The 20005-nt window shown below is 63.2% G+C and carries 16 protein-coding genes; 9 read left to right on the top strand and 7 right to left on the bottom strand.

Annotated elements, in window-relative coordinates; genetic code table 11:
• Window positions 1-35: 35 nt before the first annotated feature.
• The 3 genes from gad to QM596_RS19860 all read right to left on the bottom strand — a co-directional run bounded on the left by gad (window position 36) and on the right by QM596_RS19860 (window position 3257).
• Window positions 36-1427, bottom strand: a complete 1392-nt coding sequence (gene gad / locus QM596_RS19870; protein ID WP_020969851.1) for a glutamate decarboxylase — start codon at window positions 1425-1427, stop codon at window positions 36-38.
• 142 nt (window positions 1428-1569) lie between these two features.
• Window positions 1570-2334 (bottom strand): sensor domain-containing protein, encoded by a 765-nt coding sequence (locus QM596_RS19865; RefSeq protein WP_020908065.1) that lies wholly within the window; start codon window positions 2332-2334, stop codon window positions 1570-1572.
• On the bottom strand, window positions 2331-3257 hold the full coding sequence (locus QM596_RS19860; RefSeq protein WP_283309743.1) for a hypothetical protein: 927 nt from the start codon (window positions 3255-3257) through the stop codon (window positions 2331-2333). The genes QM596_RS19865 and QM596_RS19860 overlap by 4 nt, the downstream gene beginning before the upstream one ends.
• A 68-nt stretch (window positions 3258-3325) precedes the next feature.
• Between QM596_RS19860 and lspA the strand changes: the two genes are divergently transcribed.
• The 5 genes from lspA to dnaE all read left to right on the top strand — a co-directional run bounded on the left by lspA (window position 3326) and on the right by dnaE (window position 10216).
• Entirely contained in the window at window positions 3326-4012 is a 687-nt protein-coding gene (lspA, locus tag QM596_RS19855) for a signal peptidase II (RefSeq protein ID WP_021344550.1), read from the top strand.
• Complete coding sequence (locus QM596_RS19850; protein ID WP_007733161.1) at window positions 4009-4935, top strand: RluA family pseudouridine synthase; 927 nt, start codon at window positions 4009-4011, stop codon at window positions 4933-4935. The genes lspA and QM596_RS19850 overlap by 4 nt, the downstream gene beginning before the upstream one ends.
• Window positions 4932-5615: a hypothetical protein gene (locus tag QM596_RS19845; protein WP_211917651.1), complete on the top strand. Its 684-nt coding sequence runs from the start codon at window positions 4932-4934 to the stop codon at window positions 5613-5615. Before QM596_RS19850 ends, QM596_RS19845 begins: the two co-directional genes overlap by 4 nt.
• Window positions 5616-5641: 26 nt before the next feature.
• Entirely contained in the window at window positions 5642-6580 is a 939-nt protein-coding gene (gene rarD / locus QM596_RS19840; protein ID WP_283309930.1) for an EamA family transporter RarD, read from the top strand.
• 99 nt (window positions 6581-6679) lie between these two features.
• A complete protein-coding gene (gene dnaE, locus QM596_RS19835; protein WP_003941755.1) occupies window positions 6680-10216 on the top strand; it encodes a DNA polymerase III subunit alpha in 3537 nt (1178 codons plus the stop codon).
• Window positions 10217-10311: 95 nt separating this feature from the next.
• Here dnaE and QM596_RS19830 read toward each other — a convergent pair whose 3' ends face one another.
• Window positions 10312-10545: a hypothetical protein gene (locus QM596_RS19830; protein WP_047890072.1), complete on the bottom strand. Its 234-nt coding sequence runs from the start codon at window positions 10543-10545 to the stop codon at window positions 10312-10314.
• Between the two features lie 220 nt (window positions 10546-10765).
• Here QM596_RS19830 and QM596_RS19825 point away from each other — a divergent pair, with 220 nt between their 5' ends.
• The 3 genes from QM596_RS19825 to ilvA all read left to right on the top strand — a co-directional run bounded on the left by QM596_RS19825 (window position 10766) and on the right by ilvA (window position 14527).
• Complete coding sequence (locus QM596_RS19825) at window positions 10766-11200, top strand: nitroreductase family deazaflavin-dependent oxidoreductase (RefSeq protein ID WP_019748853.1); 435 nt, start codon at window positions 10766-10768, stop codon at window positions 11198-11200.
• A gap of 116 nt (window positions 11201-11316) precedes the next feature.
• Entirely contained in the window at window positions 11317-13092 is a 1776-nt protein-coding gene (locus QM596_RS19820; protein ID WP_047890071.1) for a pyruvate dehydrogenase, read from the top strand.
• Between the two features lie 79 nt (window positions 13093-13171).
• Window positions 13172-14527, top strand: coding sequence for a threonine ammonia-lyase IlvA (ilvA, locus tag QM596_RS19815; protein ID WP_019748851.1), 1356 nt, complete (start codon window positions 13172-13174; stop codon window positions 14525-14527).
• Window positions 14528-14540: 13 nt separating this feature from the next.
• Here ilvA and QM596_RS19810 read toward each other — a convergent pair whose 3' ends face one another.
• Window positions 14541-15062 carry a TetR/AcrR family transcriptional regulator gene (locus QM596_RS19810; protein ID WP_019748850.1) on the bottom strand — a complete coding sequence of 174 codons (522 nt, stop codon included), beginning with the start codon at window positions 15060-15062 and terminating at the stop codon, window positions 14541-14543.
• Window positions 15063-15190: 128 nt separating this feature from the next.
• Here QM596_RS19810 and QM596_RS19805 point away from each other — a divergent pair, with 128 nt between their 5' ends.
• Complete coding sequence (locus tag QM596_RS19805; protein WP_019748849.1) at window positions 15191-16735, top strand: MFS transporter; 1545 nt, start codon at window positions 15191-15193, stop codon at window positions 16733-16735.
• Between the two features lie 50 nt (window positions 16736-16785).
• Here the strand turns inward: QM596_RS19805 and treZ are convergent, their stop codons facing one another.
• Together treZ and QM596_RS19795 are read right to left on the bottom strand one after the other, a co-directional pair.
• Entirely contained in the window at window positions 16786-18507 is a 1722-nt protein-coding gene (gene treZ, locus QM596_RS19800; RefSeq protein WP_019748848.1) for a malto-oligosyltrehalose trehalohydrolase, read from the bottom strand.
• Between the two features lie 69 nt (window positions 18508-18576).
• Window positions 18577-19938, bottom strand: coding sequence for an NAD(P)-binding domain-containing protein (locus QM596_RS19795; RefSeq protein WP_092763448.1), 1362 nt, complete (start codon window positions 19936-19938; stop codon window positions 18577-18579).
• Window positions 19939-20005 lie beyond the last annotated feature (67 nt).

Here is a 20005-nt window from a genome sequence, read left to right as displayed (position 1 = left end):
GGAGTCGGCGGCCGCTCTTCATGCAGTGATCGTCGTCAGTGATGGAATCCCTCGGTGACGCGTGGCCGCGGCATCGGGCTGTCGAGTTCGTCGAGGAACGCGGTTTCCTCTTCGATGATGCGCAGCAGATTGGCTGCCAGGTCCATGCTCAGTCCGTTACGAACCACGATGCGCTGCACTGTCAGATCCGAGAGATCGTCCGGCATGGGATAGGCCGGCACCAACCAGCCCTTGCCCCGCAGTCGGTCCGACAGGTCGTACAGCGTCCAGTTGGACGTGTGGCCCTCGGCGAGGCGCCACGCGAAGACCGGGATGTCGGAACCGTCGTTCCACAATTCGAAGGCGTCGAGCTTCCCGATTCCTTCGGCGAGGAATTTCGCCACGTCCTGTGAGGACTGCTGGATCGCGCGATAGCCGTCGTGGCCGAGACGCAGGAACAAGTAGAACTGCAGGATCACCTGAGCGCCGGGCCGCGAGAAGTTCAGCGCGAAGGTCGGCATACTGCCGCCGAGGTAGCTCACCTTGAACACGAGGTCGTCGGGAAGTAGATCCTGCGACCGCCAGACCACCCAGCCGAGGCCGGGATAGACGAGTCCGTACTTGTGCGCCGAGGTGTTGATGGAGTGCACGCGCGGGAGCCGGAAATCCCATTCGAGTTCCGGCTGTAGGAACGGCGCGATCATTGCGCCGGAAGCGCCGTCGACGTGGATGGGAACGTCGAGTCCCGTCTTTTCCTGGATCGCGTCGAGTGCCTTCGAGATTTCCAGGACCGGCTCGTACATCCCGGTGTACGTGACACCCATGATCGCGATTACGCCGATCGTGTTCTCGTCGACGTACTTGTCCAGATCGTGACCGTCGAGGGTCCGGTGTTCCTCGCTGATCGGCACGTAGCGCGCCTCGACGTCCCAGTAGTTGCAGAATTTCTCCCAGCACACCTGGACGGCGGAACTCATGATGAGATTTGGTTTTTCGGTGGACTTCCCCGCGGCTTTTCGTGCGTGCTGCCAGCGTCGTTTCATCGCCAGGCCACCGAGCATGCACGCCTCGGACGAACCGATCGTCGAGGTACCGATTGCGTCCTTGGGGGAGGGCGAGTGCCAGAGGTCGGCAAGGATGCGCCAGCAATAGGTTTCGATCGCGGCGGTCTGTGGATACTCGTCCTTGTCGATCATGTTCTTGTCGAACGACTCGGTATACAGCTTGGTGGCGTGGTCGTCCATCCACGTGCTGACAAACGTCGCGAGATTGAGCCGCGCATTGCCGTCGAGCATCGTTTCGTCGTGGACGATCTGATAGGCGGTCTCGGGAAGCATGCCGTCGGGTTCGAGTGTGTACTTCGATGCAACCGAATCCTCGCCGGGCCTCGAGAAGATCGGATTGACGGCTACGTAATCGGTGTGATCTGACCTTCTGGGTTCCGGCATGAACTCTGGCTCCTCACATCAGTGTGTCGCGTTGGTCTGTTTCGTACCTACTCTCACCGTTCAGTGTGGACGGGCAGTTGTCAAAGGGTCTGTGGTCCCGAATCATTCGCGTAAGGCCGAGACGGGACTAATCCGCTCGTTGTCAGGGCGTTTGTGCGCGCAGGCGATCTGCGGCGGCCGACGCCATCGAGTGCAGAACATCGGGGGCGATCGGACTCGGCGCAGTTGCGGACACCTGGGTCAACGTGGTCCCGACTGCGGCCACGATCGCATCGGCGACCAAGGTGAAACCGCCACTCTCCGTGATGATTCGGAAAGCGAAAGACGCGTCGCCGACGTTCGGGTCCGACGCTCCGCCGACGCGATAGGTGATTGTCGTTCCGTCGGCATCGGTTCCCGAATATTCCGCGCACCCGGCCAGCGTGGTCTGAAGTTTCTCGAAAGCTGCTGCTGCCGCTGCGCCGTCGGCGTACGAAGCAGAGTCCTGATCGATGCTCGTGAAATCGGGGCCGGTGAACATGTCGGAGAGGTCGGCGACGGATCCGGCGGCCTGGGTGGCTATCGGTGCCAGAACCTGAGCGCAGACGGCGGGGTCGGTGCTCGACTTGTCCGCCTCCGAACTCTCCGGCGCCGGTGCGAGGCCGAGGTCGTCGACCGGGTCGGGAACTATGTCGAAGTCCGCAGGTAGTTCGGAGAGGGTGAGCGCGGCTCGCTGCAGCGCATCACGGTCGAGCGGTGCCCCGCTCAGCGGTGCGGCCGGAGCAGCTGTGAACGGCGCCAAGCCGACCTGTGGGGCGGAAACCTGCGTAGTTGTGTCAGCACTAGGAGAGTCGTCCGAGCCGCAACCGGTGACGACGAACAGTGCCGCCGTTGCTGTCAGGCCCAGTGCGAGCGACCGGCGTGTCACGATTCCCACCGAATGCTGTTGGAGATGGTCTGCCGGATCACCGAGGAGCTGTCCGGATCGCCGTACGCCTGGTCGCCGCCGACGGTCATCTGTCCGTCGATCGGCAAGGGGAGTGAGAGGTCGACGGTGAGGTTTCCGGAGCCGGCCATGACGTACTGATCGATGTTCAGCGTTCCGGCGTCACCGGCCAGGTTCCAGACCGGGCTCTGCGGGGTCTGCGATACGTCCACCGCGAGCGAAAGCCGATTGCCCTCCCGCGCGGTGAGCGTGACGGTGGTTGTCTGATCGAGCAGGATTTCACTGCTGACTTGTTGTCGAACCACCCAACCTGCGCCGACACCGACCGGAGCGTCGGGGAGTGCAACGGTCCGGTAGACCGCTTGGCCGAGCGCCTGTTCGATTGCAGCGCGGGCAGCATTGGCCGAGTTGGCGGACGGCTTCAACCGTAGGGCGGTGATGGCGCCCGAATCCGTGACCGACAATCCGGCCGCAGATCCGTCGGCCCCGCTCAGCGCTGCCTGCAGCGTTGCGTCCGGCGAGGTCATCGACGACAGCGTCAGATCCACGACAGCGGTGGGATCGTCAGCGGTCACGTTTGCCGAGAGCGGGATCGTGATCTCCGGCGAAGAGAAATCTTGTGCCGGCTGTTGATCGATCTGCTGACTCACGACCGCCTGGGTGACGAGCGTCGCCGTCTGCGTGGTGCCGACAGGCAAGTTCATGCGCAATACCTCGCGCGGTTCGCTTCCCGCATCGAGTACCTCGACGGTGGCGGCGGTCACCGGAACAGTGACTTCGCTCGGCGACGAGGTAGGTGTGGTGGGAGGTTGATCCGAGTCGCCGCAAGCGGTGAGAACGGTGGTGAGAGCGAGGGCAGCGAGGGCGAACGGAACTCGTCGGCCGGTCGTGGACAGCAGTGGCACGCGCTCCAGGCTAGCCGCAGTTGCAGAGTGCGTGACCCGGTGCGGTGAACATGAGGGATGATGGTTGCGTGAGTACAGACCACCCAGACCGAGATGTCAACGCGGAGGATCAGCCGATTACCGAAATCTCGAAGGCCGACGAGCCCGAAACCGTGAAACCGGAAGCCGTGAAATCGGAAGACGGTGACCTGGCGGTTGCGCCGGTCGCAAAGCCCCGCCGGCTGACCATGCTCATTGCCATCGCCGCCGTCATCCTGCTCTCGGACATTCTCACGAAGGTGTGGGCCGTCGCCGCGGTCAAGCCGGGGCAGCCGATCGAAATCATCGGTGACGTGGTCACATTCACGATGGTGCGCAATCCCGGTGCAGCGTTCTCGATGGCGACGTCGATGACGTGGATCCTCACCCTCGTCGCCATCGGTGTCGTCATCGGTGTGATCAAGATCGGTCGCACGCTCCGATCACCGTGGTGGGCGCTCGGTCTCGGCCTCGTTCTCGGCGGCGCGCTGGGTAACCTCGTCGACCGATTCTTCCGCTCTCCCGGAATCATGCGCGGACATGTGGTGGACTTCGTTTCCGTCGGTTGGTGGCCCGTGTTCAACATCGCGGATTCCGCGATCGTCTGTGGCGCGATCCTGCTCGTCGTACTGACTCTTTTCGGCTTCGAACCCAACGGTGAACGCCTGCGTGATCACAAGGCGGACGACAAGAAGCTCACCGAATCGAAGGCCGCAGCCGAGGGAGAAACCAAGTGAGGGAATCCCGTTCGATGCCCGTGCCCGACGGCCTCGACGCCATGCGGGTCGATGCCGGCCTCGCGCGCCTGCTCGGACTCTCGCGCACCGTGGTCGCGACACTCGCGGAAGAAGGCTCGGTACTCGTCGACGGTGTGGCCGTCGGCAAGTCCGATCGTCTGACCGCAGGATCGTGGCTCGAGGTTGTCCTGCCCGAACCGCCGCGGCCCCTGACCATCGAGGCGACACCGGTCGAGGGGATGGAGATCCTCTACGCCGACGACGACGTCGTTGCAGTCGACAAGCCCGTCGGAGTTGCCGCGCACGCCAGCGTCGGGTGGACGGGACCGACCGTCATCGGCGGACTTGCCGCGGCCGGTTTCCGTATCTCGACGTCCGGTGCCCACGAGCGTCAGGGCATCGTCCACCGTCTGGACGTCGGAACGTCGGGTGTCATGGTGGTTGCCACCTCCGAGCGCGCATACACGTTGCTCAAGCGCGCTTTCAAGCAGCGGACCATCGACAAGCGCTACCACGCTCTCGTGCAGGGACACCCCGACCCGAGCAGCGGAACCATCGACGCCCCCATCGGACGCCACCACGGGAACGACTGGCGGTTCACGGTCACGGCCGATGGCAAGCCCAGCGTCACGCACTACGACACCATCGAGGCGTTCCAGGCAGCGAGTCTGCTGGACGTGCACCTCGAAACCGGTCGCACGCACCAGATCCGTGTCCACTTCTCGGCGTTGCGCCATCCGTGCTGCGGCGACCTGACCTACGGCGCGGACCCCCGACTTGCCGAGAGGCTCGGTCTCGAACGCCAGTGGCTGCACGCAGTCTCGCTCGGCTTCGCCCACCCGGCGGACGGTCGCTGGGTCGAGATCAAGAGCAAGTACCCGAAGGACCTCGAACACGCACTCGAAGTTCTCCGGTCCTCATGACACCGCGCGGGCTTACCCCCGCGCTGGCCGTCGTCGCGGTGGTGGTCGGTGTGGCGGCGGTGGTGGGCGTGGGGTTCGCGAATCCCGTGCTGACCCCGCCGATCACGACGGACACTCTCGGTCCGGACAGTGGGGAAGCTGTGCCGGACTACCTCGACCGAGCGCGAGATTCTGTCGCGTCGGTCGATGGGCCGGTGTGGGCGTTGGTCTCGTTCACGAAGGCACTCACCGTCGACGAGGTCATCACGTCGACCAGCAGTGTTCAGGTGCCGGGCGCTGAGGTCTCGGGCGTTCGCGTGTCCAGGGTCATGTTCCGAGTTCCGATCGAGCGCGTCCAGACGCCGCTCATGTCCGTGCCCGTTCCCGACAACGACGAAGCAGTGCGCAGATCGCCCGGTGTTGCAGCCACGCGACTGATCTCGCTCGGCGGCGACACCGATCGTCAGCAACAGGTGGCGCTCGCGTCGGCGAAGCAATTGTCCGCCGGGTGCACCTGCGCGGTGGGCGTGCTGGTGCGAGCTACTCCCGAAGGACTGGACGCGATTACACGTGAGTCGAATGTCCGTGCAGTGGAAGCGTTGCCGTCCGACGCCTCGCCGTGGTTGGCGGCCGTCCGTCCCTTGCTGCCGGAGTACGTGGACGTCGTTGCTCCCGGCCCCGACGACGGCCCGGTCCCGTGAACTCCGGTTCCGCGAACTCCGGTTCCGTGAACAAGGACGAACGCGCTAGGTCCGGTTCGTCCTCGGGGATCTTCTACGGTGTGGCGGCGTTCCTGTTGTGGGGAACGTTCCCGGCATTCTTCGGACTACTCGACTTCGCCGATCCGGTCGAGATCCTTGCGCACCGAGTGGTGTGGACCCTTCTGTTGATGCTGATCGTGTTGGCCTTTGCCGGCCGCCTCGGATCGCTTCGCGGAATCAGCGCACGCACCTGGCTGCTGGTGACCGCGGCATCAGCGGCGATCGCGGTGAACTGGGGGACGTACATCTATGCCGTGGTGTCAGGCCGCGTCGTGGAGGCGGCCCTCGGGTACTTCATCAACCCGCTGGTCACCGTGCTGCTCGGCGTCGTGATCTTCCGCGAACGATTGCGCCGCGCTCAGATCGCCGCCCTCGTCCTCGCTGCAACGGCAGTTGTCGTGATCACGGTCGACTTCGGAAAACCGCCGATCGTCGCTTTGCTGCTCGCCGGTTCGTTTGCTACCTACGGGCTGGTCAAGAAGGTGGTTCCGCTCGACCCCCGAACCAGTTTGACTGCCGAGGGAGTCGTCGCCGCACCCTTCGCGGTCGGCTACCTCGTGTTTCTCGGCCTGACCGGGGCCGGTGCATTCATCAGCAGCGGCGCCGGACACAGCTTGATGCTGCTTGCCGCCGGCCCGGTCACCGCACTGCCACTGCTCCTGTTCGGCGTCGCCGCTCAGCGAGTTCCGTTGGCGACGATGGGCATGCTGCAGTACCTCACCCCGGCGCTGCAGATGGCGTGGGGTGTGGCCGTCATGCACGAGGACATGCCGGCCTCACGCTGGATCGGCTTCGTTCTGATCTGGGCTGCGCTGGTGATCTTCACGACAGATACCTTCGTCGCCAGTCGACGTTCGCGGCGTTCGATGAGGTCGAGCGTCGAACCTGAGGTTCCGGTCACGTGATCGGAGGCGGCACGCTGCGACTCCACGATGGCGGTCGCCGATCGTGTCGGCAACGCGGCATACACTCGATCTCGCTCCCAGACCTTCAGAGAGGCGCACGTGGCTGACTCGTTCGTACATCTTCACAATCACACCGAGTACTCGATGCTCGACGGTGCGGCCAAGGTCGGCGCCATGTTCGAGGAGGCCGCTCGTCTCGAAATGACCGCTGTCGGCATGACCGACCACGGAAACATGTACGGCGCCAGCCAGTTCTACAACGAGGCCAAGAGTGCCGGCATCAAGCCGATCATCGGCATCGAGGCGTACATCGCACCCGAGTCTCGCTTCAACACCAAACGAGTTCTCTGGGGAGATCGCAGCCAGAAGTCCGACGACGTCTCCGGTAGCGGTGCGTACACGCACATGACGATGGTGGCCGAGAACGCCACGGGGCTCCGAAACCTCTTCAAGCTGTCTTCTCTCGCGTCAATCGAGGGACAGCTCGGCAAGTGGCCTCGCATGGACGAGGAACTCATCGCGGCGCACGCCGAGGGCATCATCGCCACCACGGGCTGCCCGTCCGGTGAGATCCAGACGCGCCTTCGTCTCGGCCACGATCGCGAGGCTCTCGAAGCTGCCGCGAAGTGGCAGGAGATCTGGGGACCGGACAACTTCTTCCTCGAACTGATGGATCACGGTCTCTCGATCGAGCGCCGGGTGCGCGAGGGTCTGCTCGACATCGGCAAGCAACTCGGTATCCCGCCGCTTGCCACCAACGACTGCCACTACGTCACCAAGGACGCCGCCGAGAACCACGAGGCGCTGCTCTGTATCCAGACCGGCAAGACGCTGTCCGACCCCACGCGCTTCAAGTTCGACGGCGACGGCTACTACCTCAAGTCCGCTGCCGAGATGCGCGCCATCTGGGACAACGAAGTACCGGGGGCGTGCGACAACACCGTGGCCATCGGCGAGCGTGTGCAGTCGTACGAGGACGTGTGGGCGTTCCACGACCGCATGCCGATCTTCCCGGTCCCGGAGGGTCACACGCAGCAGACCTTCCTGCGCGCCGAGGTGATGCGCGGACTCGATCGCCGCTTCCCGAGCGGACCTCCGCAGGAGTACCTCGCCCGCGCCGACTACGAGATCGGCGTCATCAACGAAATGGGCTTCCCGGCCTACTTCCTGGTGGTCGGCGACCTGATCAACCACGCCAAGGACGTCGGAATCCGCGTCGGGCCCGGCCGTGGATCGGCTGCCGGTTCGTTGGTGGCCTACGCGATGGGTATCACCAACATCGACCCCATCCCGTACGGGTTGCTGTTCGAGCGATTCCTCAACCCCGAGCGTGTGTCCATGCCCGATATCGATATCGACTTCGATGATCGCCGTCGCGGTGAGATGGTTCGCTACGCGACGGACAAGTGGGGCAACGACAAGGTCGCCCAGGTCATCACCTTCGGCACCATCAAGACCAAGGCTGCCATCAAGGACTCGGCTCGTGTCCAGTTCGGCAAGCCGGGCTTTGCCATCGCCGATCAGATCACCAAGGCGCTCCCGCCGCCCATCATGGCCAAGGACATCTCGGTTTCCGGTATCACCGATCCGAAGCACGAGCGGTACAAGGAGGCAGTCGAGGTTCGAGCGCTCATCGACTCCAGCCCGGACGTCGCGAAGATCTACAAGACCGCGGTGGGTCTGGAAGGGCTGATCCGTAACGCCGGTGTGCACGCCTGCGCGGTCATCATGTCGTCCGAACCGCTCACCGACGCTATCCCGGTGTGGAAGCGCGCCCAGGACGGCGCCATCATCACCGGTTGGGACTACCCATCGTGTGAAGCTATCGGCCTGCTCAAGATGGACTTCCTCGGTCTGCGAAACCTCACGGTTATCGGCGACACGCTCGAGAACATCAAAGCCAACCGCGGCATCGACCTCGACCTCGACACTTTGCCGATGGACGATGCGGCAACATACGAACTGCTCGCCCGCGGCGACACTCTCGGTGTGTTCCAGCTCGACGGCGGCGGTATGCGCGAGTTGCTGAAACTGATGCAGCCCACCGGATTCGGCGACATCGTCGCCGCACTGGCGCTATATCGACCGGGACCGATGGGTGTGGACGCCCACATCTCGTACGCCAAGCGCAAGAACGCCTTGGAAGACGTCAAGCCGATTCACCCCGAGTTGGAGGAGCCGCTCGCGGAGATCCTCTCGGAGACGTACGGCCTGATCATCTACCAGGAGCAGATCATGCAACTGGCGCAGAAGGTGGCCGGTTACACCCTGGGTCAGGCCGACTTGCTGCGTCGCGCCATGGGTAAGAAGAAGCTGTCCGAGCTGGAAAAGGCCTACGCCGGCTTCCGGCAGGGCATGTTGGACAACAACTTCAGCGAAGCCGCCATCAAGGCGCTGTGGGACACGGTCCTTCCCTTCGCCGGGTACGCGTTCAACAAGTCGCACTCCGCCGGCTACGGACTCGTGTCGTACTGGACTGCGTACCTCAAGGCGAACTACCCGGCCGAGTACATGGCAGGTCTGCTGACCTCCGTCGGTGACGACAAGGACAAGTCCGCGATCTACCTCGCAGACTGCCGCAAGTTGGGCATCACAGTTCTCCCACCGGACGTCAACGAGTCACGCGTCGACTTCGCGACGGTCGGCGACGACATCCGTTTCGGTATGGGGTCGGTGCGCAACGTCGGCGCCAACGTCGTTGCCTCGATCATCAAGGCGCGCACCGAGAAATCGAAGTTCACCGATTTCTCCGACTATCTCGGCAAGATCGACGCGATGGCATGCAACAAGAAGGTCACCGAATCTCTCATCAAGGCCGGTGCCTTCGACTCGTTGGGTCACCCGCGCAAGGGCCTGATGTTGGTTCATGCCGACGCCATCGATTCCGTGATGAGCACCAAGAAGGCAGAGGCGATCGGACAGTTCGACCTCTTCGGCGGTGCCGAGGCGGACGAGTCGATCACCTCGGTGTTCGACGTCAAGATTCCTGACGAAGAGTGGGACTCCAAGCATCGCCTGGCGCTCGAACGAGAGATGCTGGGGCTATACGTTTCCGGTCACCCGCTCAACGGCGTCGAGCACATTCTTCGCCAGCAGTCCGACACGTCCATCGCCGCGATACTCGAAGGCGGCGTTCAGGACGGTGCCCAGGTAACTCTCGGCGGCATCATCGCCTCGGTGGACCGCCGGGTCAACAAGAACGGTCTGACCTGGTGCATCGTGCAGCTCGAAGATCTCGTGGGTGGAATCGAGGTGCTGTTCTTCCCACAGGCGTACGCGGTGTACGGAATGGACATCGCCGAGGATGCCATCGTGTTGGTCAAGGCTCGCGTCTCGATCCGAGACGATCGGATGTCGCTGATCGGCAACGACCTTGCGGTGCCTGATATTTCGGCGATCGGGGTCGCACGCCCCCTGTCGGTCTCACTGCCCCTTCGGCAATGCACCAAGGACAAGCTCAGTGCTCTCAAGCAGGTGCTGACGAGGCACCCCGGAACGTCCGACGTCCATGTCCGGCTGATCGGCGGAACCGAGATCAGCTTGTGGAAGGTCGACGACGTCCTTCGGGTCGAACCGTCCTCGGCGCTGATGGGCGACCTGAAGGCATTGCTCGGGCCGAGCTGTCTGACGGTCTGACCGCCGATCGAGCGGATCTGAACCGAACGAAGGGACCTTGCTGCATCAGCAGCAAGGTCCCTTCGTGGTTCGCGGGAGATCGGGGAGTGGGGTGATCAGGTGGTGCGTGAGTAGTACACGCGACGCGCCCACCAGGTGACCACGGCTGCTGTTGCGGCAGTCAGTACGGCTACCTGCATCGACTGGGTGACAGCTCCGGCGACCACGAACAGCACAAAACCGACCGCGAGAGCTTCGATCTTGTACAGCGGCCACCGAGTCCCGGCCAGATCGACGAAATGGTCGGACGCGGGGCGTGATTCGCGAGTGGAGATATCTGCGGTAGTCATCTCGTCCCTTTCTCGGTGCAGTCTGTTCTCGCTGCGGCCTGGTTAGCGATACGGCTGTTCGAAGCTGTGGTTTCAGAGTAACCAGAGATGAGAGTTCGGGCAAGCGAACTTTATTGATCGGCAGCTCACTTAATCGATCAACCAGGGGAGTGTGCCGACGACGGACCTGGTCGGTGTGGTTCGGTGGCCAAGGTGCTCGAGTGGGTGTTCACTGGTACACATGCCAATCACAGGTGAGTACGAACCCAGTCCAGCGTCGTGGGCCGCCGATCAGGTCGCACGCATCGAGAACTCCGGTGGCACCGAGGGAAACGACATGAACGGCATGCCCGTCGTCGTTCTCACGACCGTCGGGGCAAAGTCCGGCAAGGTCAGGAAGACGCCGCTGATGCGCGTCGAGCACGACGGCTCGTATGCCGTTGTGGCTTCGCTCGGTGGCGCTCCGAAGAATCCGGTTTGGTACTACAACGTCAAGGCCGATCCGCACGTCACGCTGCGTGACGCGACGCAGGTCTTCGACCTGGTTGCTCGTGAAGTCACCGGAGACGAGAAGGCGATCTGGTGGGAGCGCGCTGTCGCTGCGTACCCCGACTACGCCGATTATCAGACGAAGACCGATCGTGAGATCCCGGTGTTCGTGCTCGAACCCAAGTAACGCACTGCAGTCCTCACGAAACGGCAGTCCACAAGAAGCACTGCATAAACCACAAGCAAATCGTCACTCGCGGGGGTCGGCGATCCCGACTCCCGTGAGTGTGTCATGGAGGTCTGATGAGTCCGAAAACCGTTGCAGATCAATTGGTTCAGCAGCTCGTTGAGGCGGGTGTCAGTCGGATCTACGGAATTGTCGGTGACAGTCTCAATCCCATCGTCGATGCGGTACGTCGCACCGGTGGTTCCGAAAAGGGCGGAATCGACTGGATACACGTCCGTCATGAGGAAGCAGCTGCGTTTGCGGCCGCAGCGGATGCCCAGATCACCGGAAAACTCGCGGTGTGTGCCGGATCCTGCGGTCCCGGAAACCTTCACCTGATCAACGGCCTGTACGACGCTCATCGTTCGGGCGCCCCGGTCCTCGCGATCGCGTCACACATCCCCAGCGCCCAGATCGGAATGGGCTACTTTCAGGAAACGCATCCCGAGCGGATCTTCATCGAATGTTCGAGTTACACCGAACTCGTCAGCACGGCAGTCCAATCACCTCGCGTGGTGCAGTCGGCGATTCAGCATTCGGTGGCTCGAAACGGCGTCTCGGTGATCGTGCTTCCCGGGGACATCGCCGATTGTCCGGCAGAAGGCACCCCGCCGACGCTCGTCGAAACCCGAAGGCCGACAGTCGTTCCGGATGCCGGTGACGTCAAGGCGTTGGCAGATGTGATCAACGGCTCGCGTAAGGTTGCGATCTTCGCCGGCGCAGGCGTGCGAGACGCACGCGCCGAGGTGTTGGCGCTGGCCGAAACCGTCGGGGCTCCCATCGGGCATTCGCTGCGCGGCAAGGAATGGATCCAGTACGACAACCCGTACGACGTCGGGATGACGGGATTGCTCGGTTACGGTGCGGCGCACGACGGTATCCACGGCGCCGATCTCCTGCTCCTGATCGGTACGGACTTTCCTTACGACCAGTTCTTGCCCGATGACGTTCGTACCGCTCAGATCGACATCGCGGCCGAGCGGTTGGGGCGTCGAACCAGCCTGGACCTGGCGGTGCACGGTGACGTCGCGAGCACCTTGAGCGCACTGATTCCGCAGCTCGATCGAAAGACCGACCGCGGGTTCCTGGAGGATACGCTCGCAAAGCACAACACTCTGATGACCAAAGTGGTTGGTGCGTACACGGATCCGGTCAAGCAGCGCACACCCATTCATCCCGAGTATGCGGCCTCGATCCTCGACGATCTGGCGGCCGACGACGCAATCTTCACCGCCGACACCGGGATGTGCAACGTGTGGACGGCGCGCTATCTCAATCCGAACGGATCGAGACGCTTCATCTCCTCGGCGCTGCACGGATCCATGTCCAATGCGCTCCCACATGCGATGGGTGCGGCATGGTCGAGTCCGGGGCGTCAGGTCATCTCGGTGTCGGGCGACGGTGGATTGTCGATGCTGCTCGGTGAGTTGGTCACCGTCGCGATGTACAAGTTGCCGGTCAAGATCGTGGTGTTCAACAACTCGACGCTCGGAATGGTCAAGCTCGAGATGCTGGTCGACGGCCTTCCGGATTTCGGGGTCGACGTGCCCGCGGTCGACTACGCGGCGGTTGCTGCTGCGCTCGGTATCTTCTCGCGCCGAATCGAGAATCCCGCGGACATCGAAGCGGGCCTACGCGCCGCGCTCGATCACGACGGTCCGGCCTTGGTTGATCTGGTGACCGATCCGCTGGCATTGTCGTTGCCGCCCACCATCACCGGTGGTCAGATGAAGGGCTTCGCTTTGGCGATGTCGAAGATGGTGATGAACGGCGGCGTCGGCGAGGCTGTGCAGATGGCCAAGTCGAACCTGCGGAACGTGCCACGTCCCTCACAGTTGGATCCTCGCGGCTGACCTACCCGCCGCCCTGCCTCGCAGACCATGTGGGGCGGGGTGGTGGGAAGGTTGATCCCCGACGTGCGAAAATGGCGGAGTGTCTAACTCGCCCGATGTCGTAGTAACGAAGTCCACCGTCCCCGCGCTCGACGCGCAGGAGATCGACGCGGCCATCGAGCGAATTCAGCACGTCATTGCGGCGACACCCCTGCAGTACAGCGACCGTCTTTCGGCGTTGACCGGCGCGCACGTGTACCTCAAGCGCGAGGACCTCCAGGGCGTTCGTTCGTACAAGATTCGTGGCGCGTACAACCTGATCGCTCAGCTCAACGAGGCCGAGCGCGCGGCCGGCGTGGTGACTGCCAGTGCCGGTAACCATGCGCAGGGTGTTGCCTTCGCGTGCCGAACGATGCAGATCAAGGGTCGGATCTACGTTCCGGCAAATACCCCCAAGCAGAAGCGTGATCGCATCCGCGCCCACGGTGGAGCGTTTGTCGAACTGTTCATGATCGGTGAGACCTATGACGCCGCCGCTGCTGCGGCCGCGGAGGACGTAGCCGAAACCGGCGCAACCATGGTTCCCCCGTTCGACGACGTGCGCACCGCTGCGGGGCAAGGAACCATCGCAGCGGAGATTCTCACGCAACTGGACGCACCTCTCGACACGATCGTCGTGCCGGTCGGCGGCGGCGGTTGCATCGCGGGCATAGCCACCTATCTGCACGAGCGATCGCCCAAGACGTCGATCGTCGGGATCGAGCCGTCCGGCGCGGCGTCCATGACGGCCGCTCTCGTTGCCGGGGGCCCGGTGACTCTTCCCGACGTCGATCCATTTGTTGACGGGGCAGCGGTCAAGAGGATCGGCGATGTTCCCTACGAGGTCGTCTCACGTCTGGGTGCCGCCGTGGTGTCGCACGCGTCGTTGCCGCTCGTGGCTCGTCAACTTCAGACACGGTCCGGTTCGGGATCGTTTGTCGTCAATCAGATCGACGAGGGCGCTATCTGCACGGCGATGCTCGAGCTGTATCAGAGCGAGGGCATCATCGCCGAACCCGCGGGAGCGCTTTCCGTTGCGGCACTTCAGAATTTGACGTTCGAGCCGGGTTCGACCGTCGTGTGCCTGATTTCTGGTGGCAACAACGACGTCTCCCGTTACGGCGAAATCCTCGAGCGCTCGCTCGTTCACCTCGGGCTCAAGCACTACTTCCTGGTGGACTTTCCGCAGGAACCGGGAGCGCTCCGTCGCTTCCTCTCGGACGTGCTCGGGCCGGACGACGACATCGCGCTGTTCGAGTACGTCAAGCGAAACAATCGCGAGACGGGTGCCGCGTTGGTGGGTATCGAACTCGGTTCCGCCGACGGTTTGGCGGCCTTGCTCGAGCGAATGGAGCGCGCGCCGATGCAGTCCGAGAGGCTCGAGCCGGGAAGCCCGGCGTACCGCTATCTGACGTAAGGGACGCGCCCGGTCAGGGCCGCAGTCGCTCGACCACCTGTCGATGCAATTCGGGATCTGGCTGGGGGAGCCCGAGCATGGCCGCCAAGTACAGACCGTCGCCGACGAGTCGGATGATCTCGGCTTGTATGGGATCGGCGATCTCGGTCTGAAGGCCTTTGTCCCAGCTGCGCATCACGTGGGTAACGGCTTTCTGGATCTCGTCGTGTTGTCCGTCGACTGTTCTCAGTGCCGCGATGATCGACCGGAAGAGTGAGAGTTCTTCGCTTTCGTTCGCATCGGGGATCTGCAGATAGAACTCGGTGACCGTCGTACCGCCAGCTACGGCGTCTTCGAGTTGTTGATCCGAGCGTTCTCCGAGTCTGCGGACCATCGCCGCGAGGAGTGCTTCCTTGCTGGGGAAGTGATAGAGAAGTCCGCCCTTGGAAACCCCGGCTTCGGCGGCAACGCCTTCGAGCGTGACTTGGGCAACGCCGCTGACCAGCAGCAGCTTCTCCAGTGCGTCGAGAATTCGATCGCGAGTGTCGGCAGCCATGTGATGTGACCCTACCCGGAAATAACTTTACCGCTTGGACGGTTCACTGTTACCGTAGACCTACTGTACCGGCTGGACGGTTCAGTGAAATCTTTTCGAAAGAACTCAGAGAAAGTCGCAGGGGAGCAATGTCAGTGTCGGCAGATCAGACGTCTGCAATCAATCCCGACGAGGTTCGGGCGACAAAGCGTGACTGGGCGGGCTTGATAGTCCTTGCCTTTGCTGTGTTGCTCATCGCAGTCGACGGCACGGTGCTCGATCTTGCGCTTCCGTTCATCAGCGCCGACCTCGAGCCGAGCAGCACGCAGTTGCTGTGGATCATCGACGTCTATTCGTTCGTGCTCGCCGGTCTGCTCATCACCATGGGTACGCTCGGTGACCGGATCGGTAGGCGAAAACTGCTCCTGATCGGCGCAGTCGGCTTCGGTCTCGCCTCGATCATCGCCGCTCTTGCTGTCAGTCCCGAGATGCTCATTGCCGCCCGCGTGCTGCAGGGTATTTCCGGTGCAACGCTGATGCCGGCCACCCTCGGTCTGATCCGCACGATCTTCGTCAACCCGCGTCAGCGCACCGAGGCAATCGGTGTCTGGGGCGCGATGGCCGGTGGAGGTACAGCGGCAGGCCCTTTGGTCGGTGGTTGGTTGCTCGAGCACTTCTGGTGGGGTTCGGTCTTCTTGATCAACATCCCGGTCATGATCGCGCTGGTAGTACTCGGCCCGATCCTGATCCCGGAGTCGAAAGACCCCAACCCGGGTCGATTCGACCTCATCAGCGCTGGTCTGTCGATGGCGACCATGTTGCCGTTGGTGTACGCGGTCAAGGAATCCGTGGTGCACGGCGTCAGCATCACGTTGCTGGTGATCGGCCTTGTGGGTCTCGCCGCCGGCTACGTGTTCGTGCGTCGTCAGCGGATGCTGAAGGATCCGATGTTGGATCTGAAACTGTTTGCCAATGCGTCGTTTTCCACCGCCGTCATCACCAACCTGCTCTCGATCTTCGCGCTGGCCGGTGTCCTGTTCTTCGGCTCGCAGTACCTGCAGTTGGTGCTGGGTAACTCGGCGCTCGACGCCGGCCTGCTGATGCTCCCGGGTATGTTGCTCAGCGCATTCACCGCGGTTGCGGCGGCCTGGTTGATTCGCCGGTGGTCGGTGTCTCACGTGCTCAGTGCAGGCCTCGCGGTTGCCGGTATCGGTGCTGCGATGCTGCTCGCCCTCGGGGTGGACAGCGGCCCGTTGATGTTCGTGATCGGCTTCGGTCTGGCCGGTGCAGGTGTCGGTGTCGCACTGACCCTGACGTCGGATCTTGTGGTCAGTTCGGTGGAACCCGAGCGTGCCGGCGCTGCGTCCGCGGTGTCGGAGACTGCGTACGAACTCGGTATCGCGCTCGGTGTGGCGATCCTGGGCAGCGTGGTGATGGCGATCTTCCGCAAGGGAATCGACACGTCCATGCTCGAAGCAGATCAGGCGCACGCTGCGCAGGGCACCCTCGGCGGTGCGCTGCAGGAGGCGACGTACCTACCTGGTGAACTCGGTTCGGTGCTTGCCGATTCCGCGAAGGCGGCGTTTGTCGACGGTATGCACGTTGCCGCCGGTGCAACCGCTTTGGTTCTGTTCGTCAGTGCCGCATTGGTATTGCGGATGCTGCGGAGTACACCAGAGAACGCGAAGCGGTAACGCGTGTAACGGTAGAACGCGAAGCGCTAGCTCCTGCAGAATCCGGGTAGTCAGCTTTCGAGTACGACGAACGAGTGCCCAGGCACGACTGTTGCGGACGCGGTCTCGTCCTGTGTCGGCGGATCCCACCAGAGGATGGGGGTTCCGCCGGCTGGGACCGAGGCCGCGTCCGTTCCCAGATTGCACACGATCTGTAATGCGCCGCGGCGCAGGGTGATCCACTGGTCGTCCTCGTCGTAGTCGACGTGCAGGTGCCCCAGCCAGGGGTCGGTGATCTCGATTCGCTTCTTGCGCAGGGCAAGTAGATCGCGATAGCACGCCAGGACGCGAGCACATGTCTCGTCGGTTCGCTCGTCCCAGTCCAGTTTGGATCGCAGAAATGTCTGTGGATCTTGCGGATCCGGAATGTCGTCGCTGTTCCAGCCGTGTGCCGCGAACTCCGCCTTACGGCCCTTGGCGGTGGCCTCGCCGAGTTCCCGTTCCGGATGCGAGGTGAAGAACTGGAACGGAGTGGTGGCTCCCCATTCTTCGCCCATGAACAGCATCGGCGTGTACGGCGAGAGCAGGACCAGTGCTGCCTTGATTGCCAATTGTCCTGGCGTCAGATAGGCGCTCGGGCGGTCGCCGATCGCTCGGTTGCCGATCTGATCGTGGGTGCACGTGTATGCGAGCAGAGCGCTGGCGGGCTGATGCGTGATGTCGATCGGCCGGCCGTGAACCCGCCCACGGAATGAGGAATACGTTCCGGCGTGGAAGAACCCGCGCCGCAATGTACTTGCAAGGGATTCCAAGGATCCGAAGTCGGCGTAATAACCCTGGCGTTCGCCGGAGACGGCTGTGTGAATGGTGTGGTGGATGTCGTCGTCCCACTGCGCGTCCAAGCCGAACCCGCCGGCCGCTCGTGGCGTGATCAGAGTGGCGTCGTTGAGATCACTTTCGGCAATCAACGTGAGCGGTCGGCCCAGATGGGCCGACAGTGTTTCCGTTCGGACGGCGAGTTCCTCGAGGATGTGCGTTCCGGTGTGATCGACCAACGCGTGGACGGCGTCGAGGCGTAGACCGTCGATGTGGAAATCACGCATCCATCGCAGGGCATTCCCGATGATGTATTCGCGAACCTCGCCCGACTGCGGGCCTCCGATGTTGATCGTTCGGCCCCAGGTGTTCGCTCCATCGGCAATGTAGGGGCCGAACTTTTCGAGGTAGTTGCCCGACGGGCCCAGGTGGTTGTAGACCACGTCCAGGATCACGCCGAGTCCACGTTCGTGGGCTGCATTCACCAAGCGCTGTAACCCGTCCGGGCCACCGTAGATCTCGTGGACCGTGTACCAGAGCACACCGTCGTAGCCCCAGTTGTGAGTTCCGTTGAAACCGTTGACCGGCATGATCTCGACGAACCCGACGCCGAGGTCCACGAGGTGATCGAGACGCTCGATCGCGGCGTCGAAAGTTCCTTCGGGGGTGAACGTTCCGATGTGCAGTTCGTAGACCGACGATCCCGGGAGTTGCCGTCCGGTCCACTGAGAGTCGGTCCAGGACGCCTCGTCGAGCTGGTGCAGTTGGGAGAGAAGGTGCACGCCTTCGGGCTGGCGTGGTGACCGCGGATCCGGGAGTATTTGACCGTCGACGACAAAGCCGTAGCGAGCCTGGTTGTCGCAGTCGACCTCGCCTCGCCACCACCCGTCGTCGGTCCGCTCCATGTCGTGCGTGATGCCATCGACTTCGACCCGGACCGATTCCGGCGTTGGCGCCCAGACCTCGAAAGTATGCACACGATCAGCATGCCTTGTTCGGTCGGATGTGGCAGCCCGGCGGGGTGGATCCGTCGTCATGGACTGTTTCTATCCGCAGGTGTTGCCAGACGGCGCCGATAGCGTGATCAGTTCCGGAGTGGGTGCGCCGCAGCATCCGGCTTCGGTTTCCCCGGTGTCAGCTGCGTCTGCGTCAGCTTCGTCGAAAACACCTGCACCGCCGCAGACTCCGGTCTCCGGAAGGATCAGCTCGACGCGGGCTGCGGCGTCGTGATCGCCGGCGAGTTCGGCGGCGATGCTGCGAACCTGCTCGTAGCCGGTCATCGCCAGGAAGGTGGGTGCCCGGCCGTAGCTTTTCATTCCTGCCAAGTACACGCCTGGCTCCGGATGGCGAAGCTCCTTCGCGCCATGCGGGTACACCGTGCCGCACGAGTGGACGTTCGGGTCGATCAGTGGAGCCAACTCGACCGGTGCTTGTAAGACCGGGTCGAGGCCGAGTCGAATTTCCGAAAGCCAGGAAAGATCGGGGCGGAATCCGGTCAGCGTTATGACGTTGTCCACGTTCTCGATGCGATCACCGGCATCGGAGGCAAGTACGAGTTGTCCCGAAGGGGTTGTTGTCACCTCTGCGGTGCGGAAGCCGGTGACCACTCTCAGTAGTCCGTCCTCGACGGCCTTCTTTGCGCGCAGTCCCAGGGCGCCGCGCGCGGGCAGTTCGTCAGCTTCGCCGCCACCGAACGCTGAGCCGATGTTTCCTCGGCGGACCGCCCAGATGATGCGGGTGCTCGGAGCCTGCTCCGCCAACCCCGACAGCGCAACGATCGCCGTCAGCGCAGAGTGGCCGCTCCCCGCGATGACCGTGTGTTTTCCGGCAAACTGTGCACGCACAGCGGGATCGTCGAGATCAGGAACCCGGTACCTGATCGCAGTGCCCACAGCGCCCTCGCCGAGGGCGGGAAGACCTTCACCGCCGAGCGGGTTGGGAGTACCCCAGGTGCCGGATGCGTCGACAACCGCCTGGGCGAACACGCGGTCCTCGGTTCCGTCACGGCGGCGCAGATGAATCGAGAGGGGTTCGGTATCGCGGCCGGCGTCGACGACCAGGTCACGTCCGCGTCGGGCTACGCCGATCACTTCGGTGTCGAACTGGATGGCGTCGCCGAGTGCTGAGGCGAGTGGCCCGAGGTAGAGGTCGCGCCATTGCCGGCCGGTCGGGTACGTCTCAGCGGCGGGAGAGCGCCATCCATTCTGCTCGAGGAGTCGCTGCGCGGCGGGGGAGACGAGTTCGGACCACCGGGAGAACAGTCGCACGTGATTCCACTCGGAGATCGCAGCACCGGCTGTGCTTCCGCGCTCGAACACAAGGGGTGTCAGTCCGCGCTCGCGCAGATCTGCTGCGGCTGCCAGGCCGATCGGGCCGGCCCCGATCACGACAACGGGTAGGGGATTCATTTCGCACCTTTCATCGACGAGTATCGATCTATGCGGAACTGTATCGACAATCATCAATGTAGGCAAC

This window comes from Rhodococcus sp. IEGM 1406, from assembly GCF_030056745.1.
GTDB classification, from domain to species: Bacteria; Actinomycetota; Actinomycetes; order Mycobacteriales; family Mycobacteriaceae; genus Rhodococcus_F; species Rhodococcus_F erythropolis.
This window is presented reverse-complemented; position numbering and strand designations above follow the sequence as displayed.

What these genes read in the sequence shown, in the direction of transcription:
- gad (WP_020969851.1), bottom strand. Translation starts at nt 1,427, where the DNA reads ATGCCGGAACCCAGAAGGTCAGATCACACCGATTACGTAGCCGTCAAT.
- QM596_RS19845 (WP_211917651.1), top strand. Translation starts at nt 4,932, where the DNA reads ATGACACCGCGCGGGCTTACCCCCGCGCTGGCCGTCGTCGCGGTGGTG.
- QM596_RS19830 (WP_047890072.1), bottom strand. Translation starts at nt 10,545, where the DNA reads ATGACTACCGCAGATATCTCCACTCGCGAATCACGCCCCGCGTCCGAC.
- QM596_RS19825 (WP_019748853.1), top strand. Translation starts at nt 10,766, where the DNA reads ATGCCAATCACAGGTGAGTACGAACCCAGTCCAGCGTCGTGGGCCGCC.
- QM596_RS19820 (WP_047890071.1), top strand. Translation starts at nt 11,317, where the DNA reads ATGAGTCCGAAAACCGTTGCAGATCAATTGGTTCAGCAGCTCGTTGAG.
- QM596_RS19810 (WP_019748850.1), bottom strand. Translation starts at nt 15,062, where the DNA reads ATGGCTGCCGACACTCGCGATCGAATTCTCGACGCACTGGAGAAGCTG.
- QM596_RS19805 (WP_019748849.1), top strand. Translation starts at nt 15,191, where the DNA reads ATGTCAGTGTCGGCAGATCAGACGTCTGCAATCAATCCCGACGAGGTT.
- QM596_RS19795 (WP_092763448.1), bottom strand. Translation starts at nt 19,938, where the DNA reads ATGAATCCCCTACCCGTTGTCGTGATCGGGGCCGGCCCGATCGGCCTG.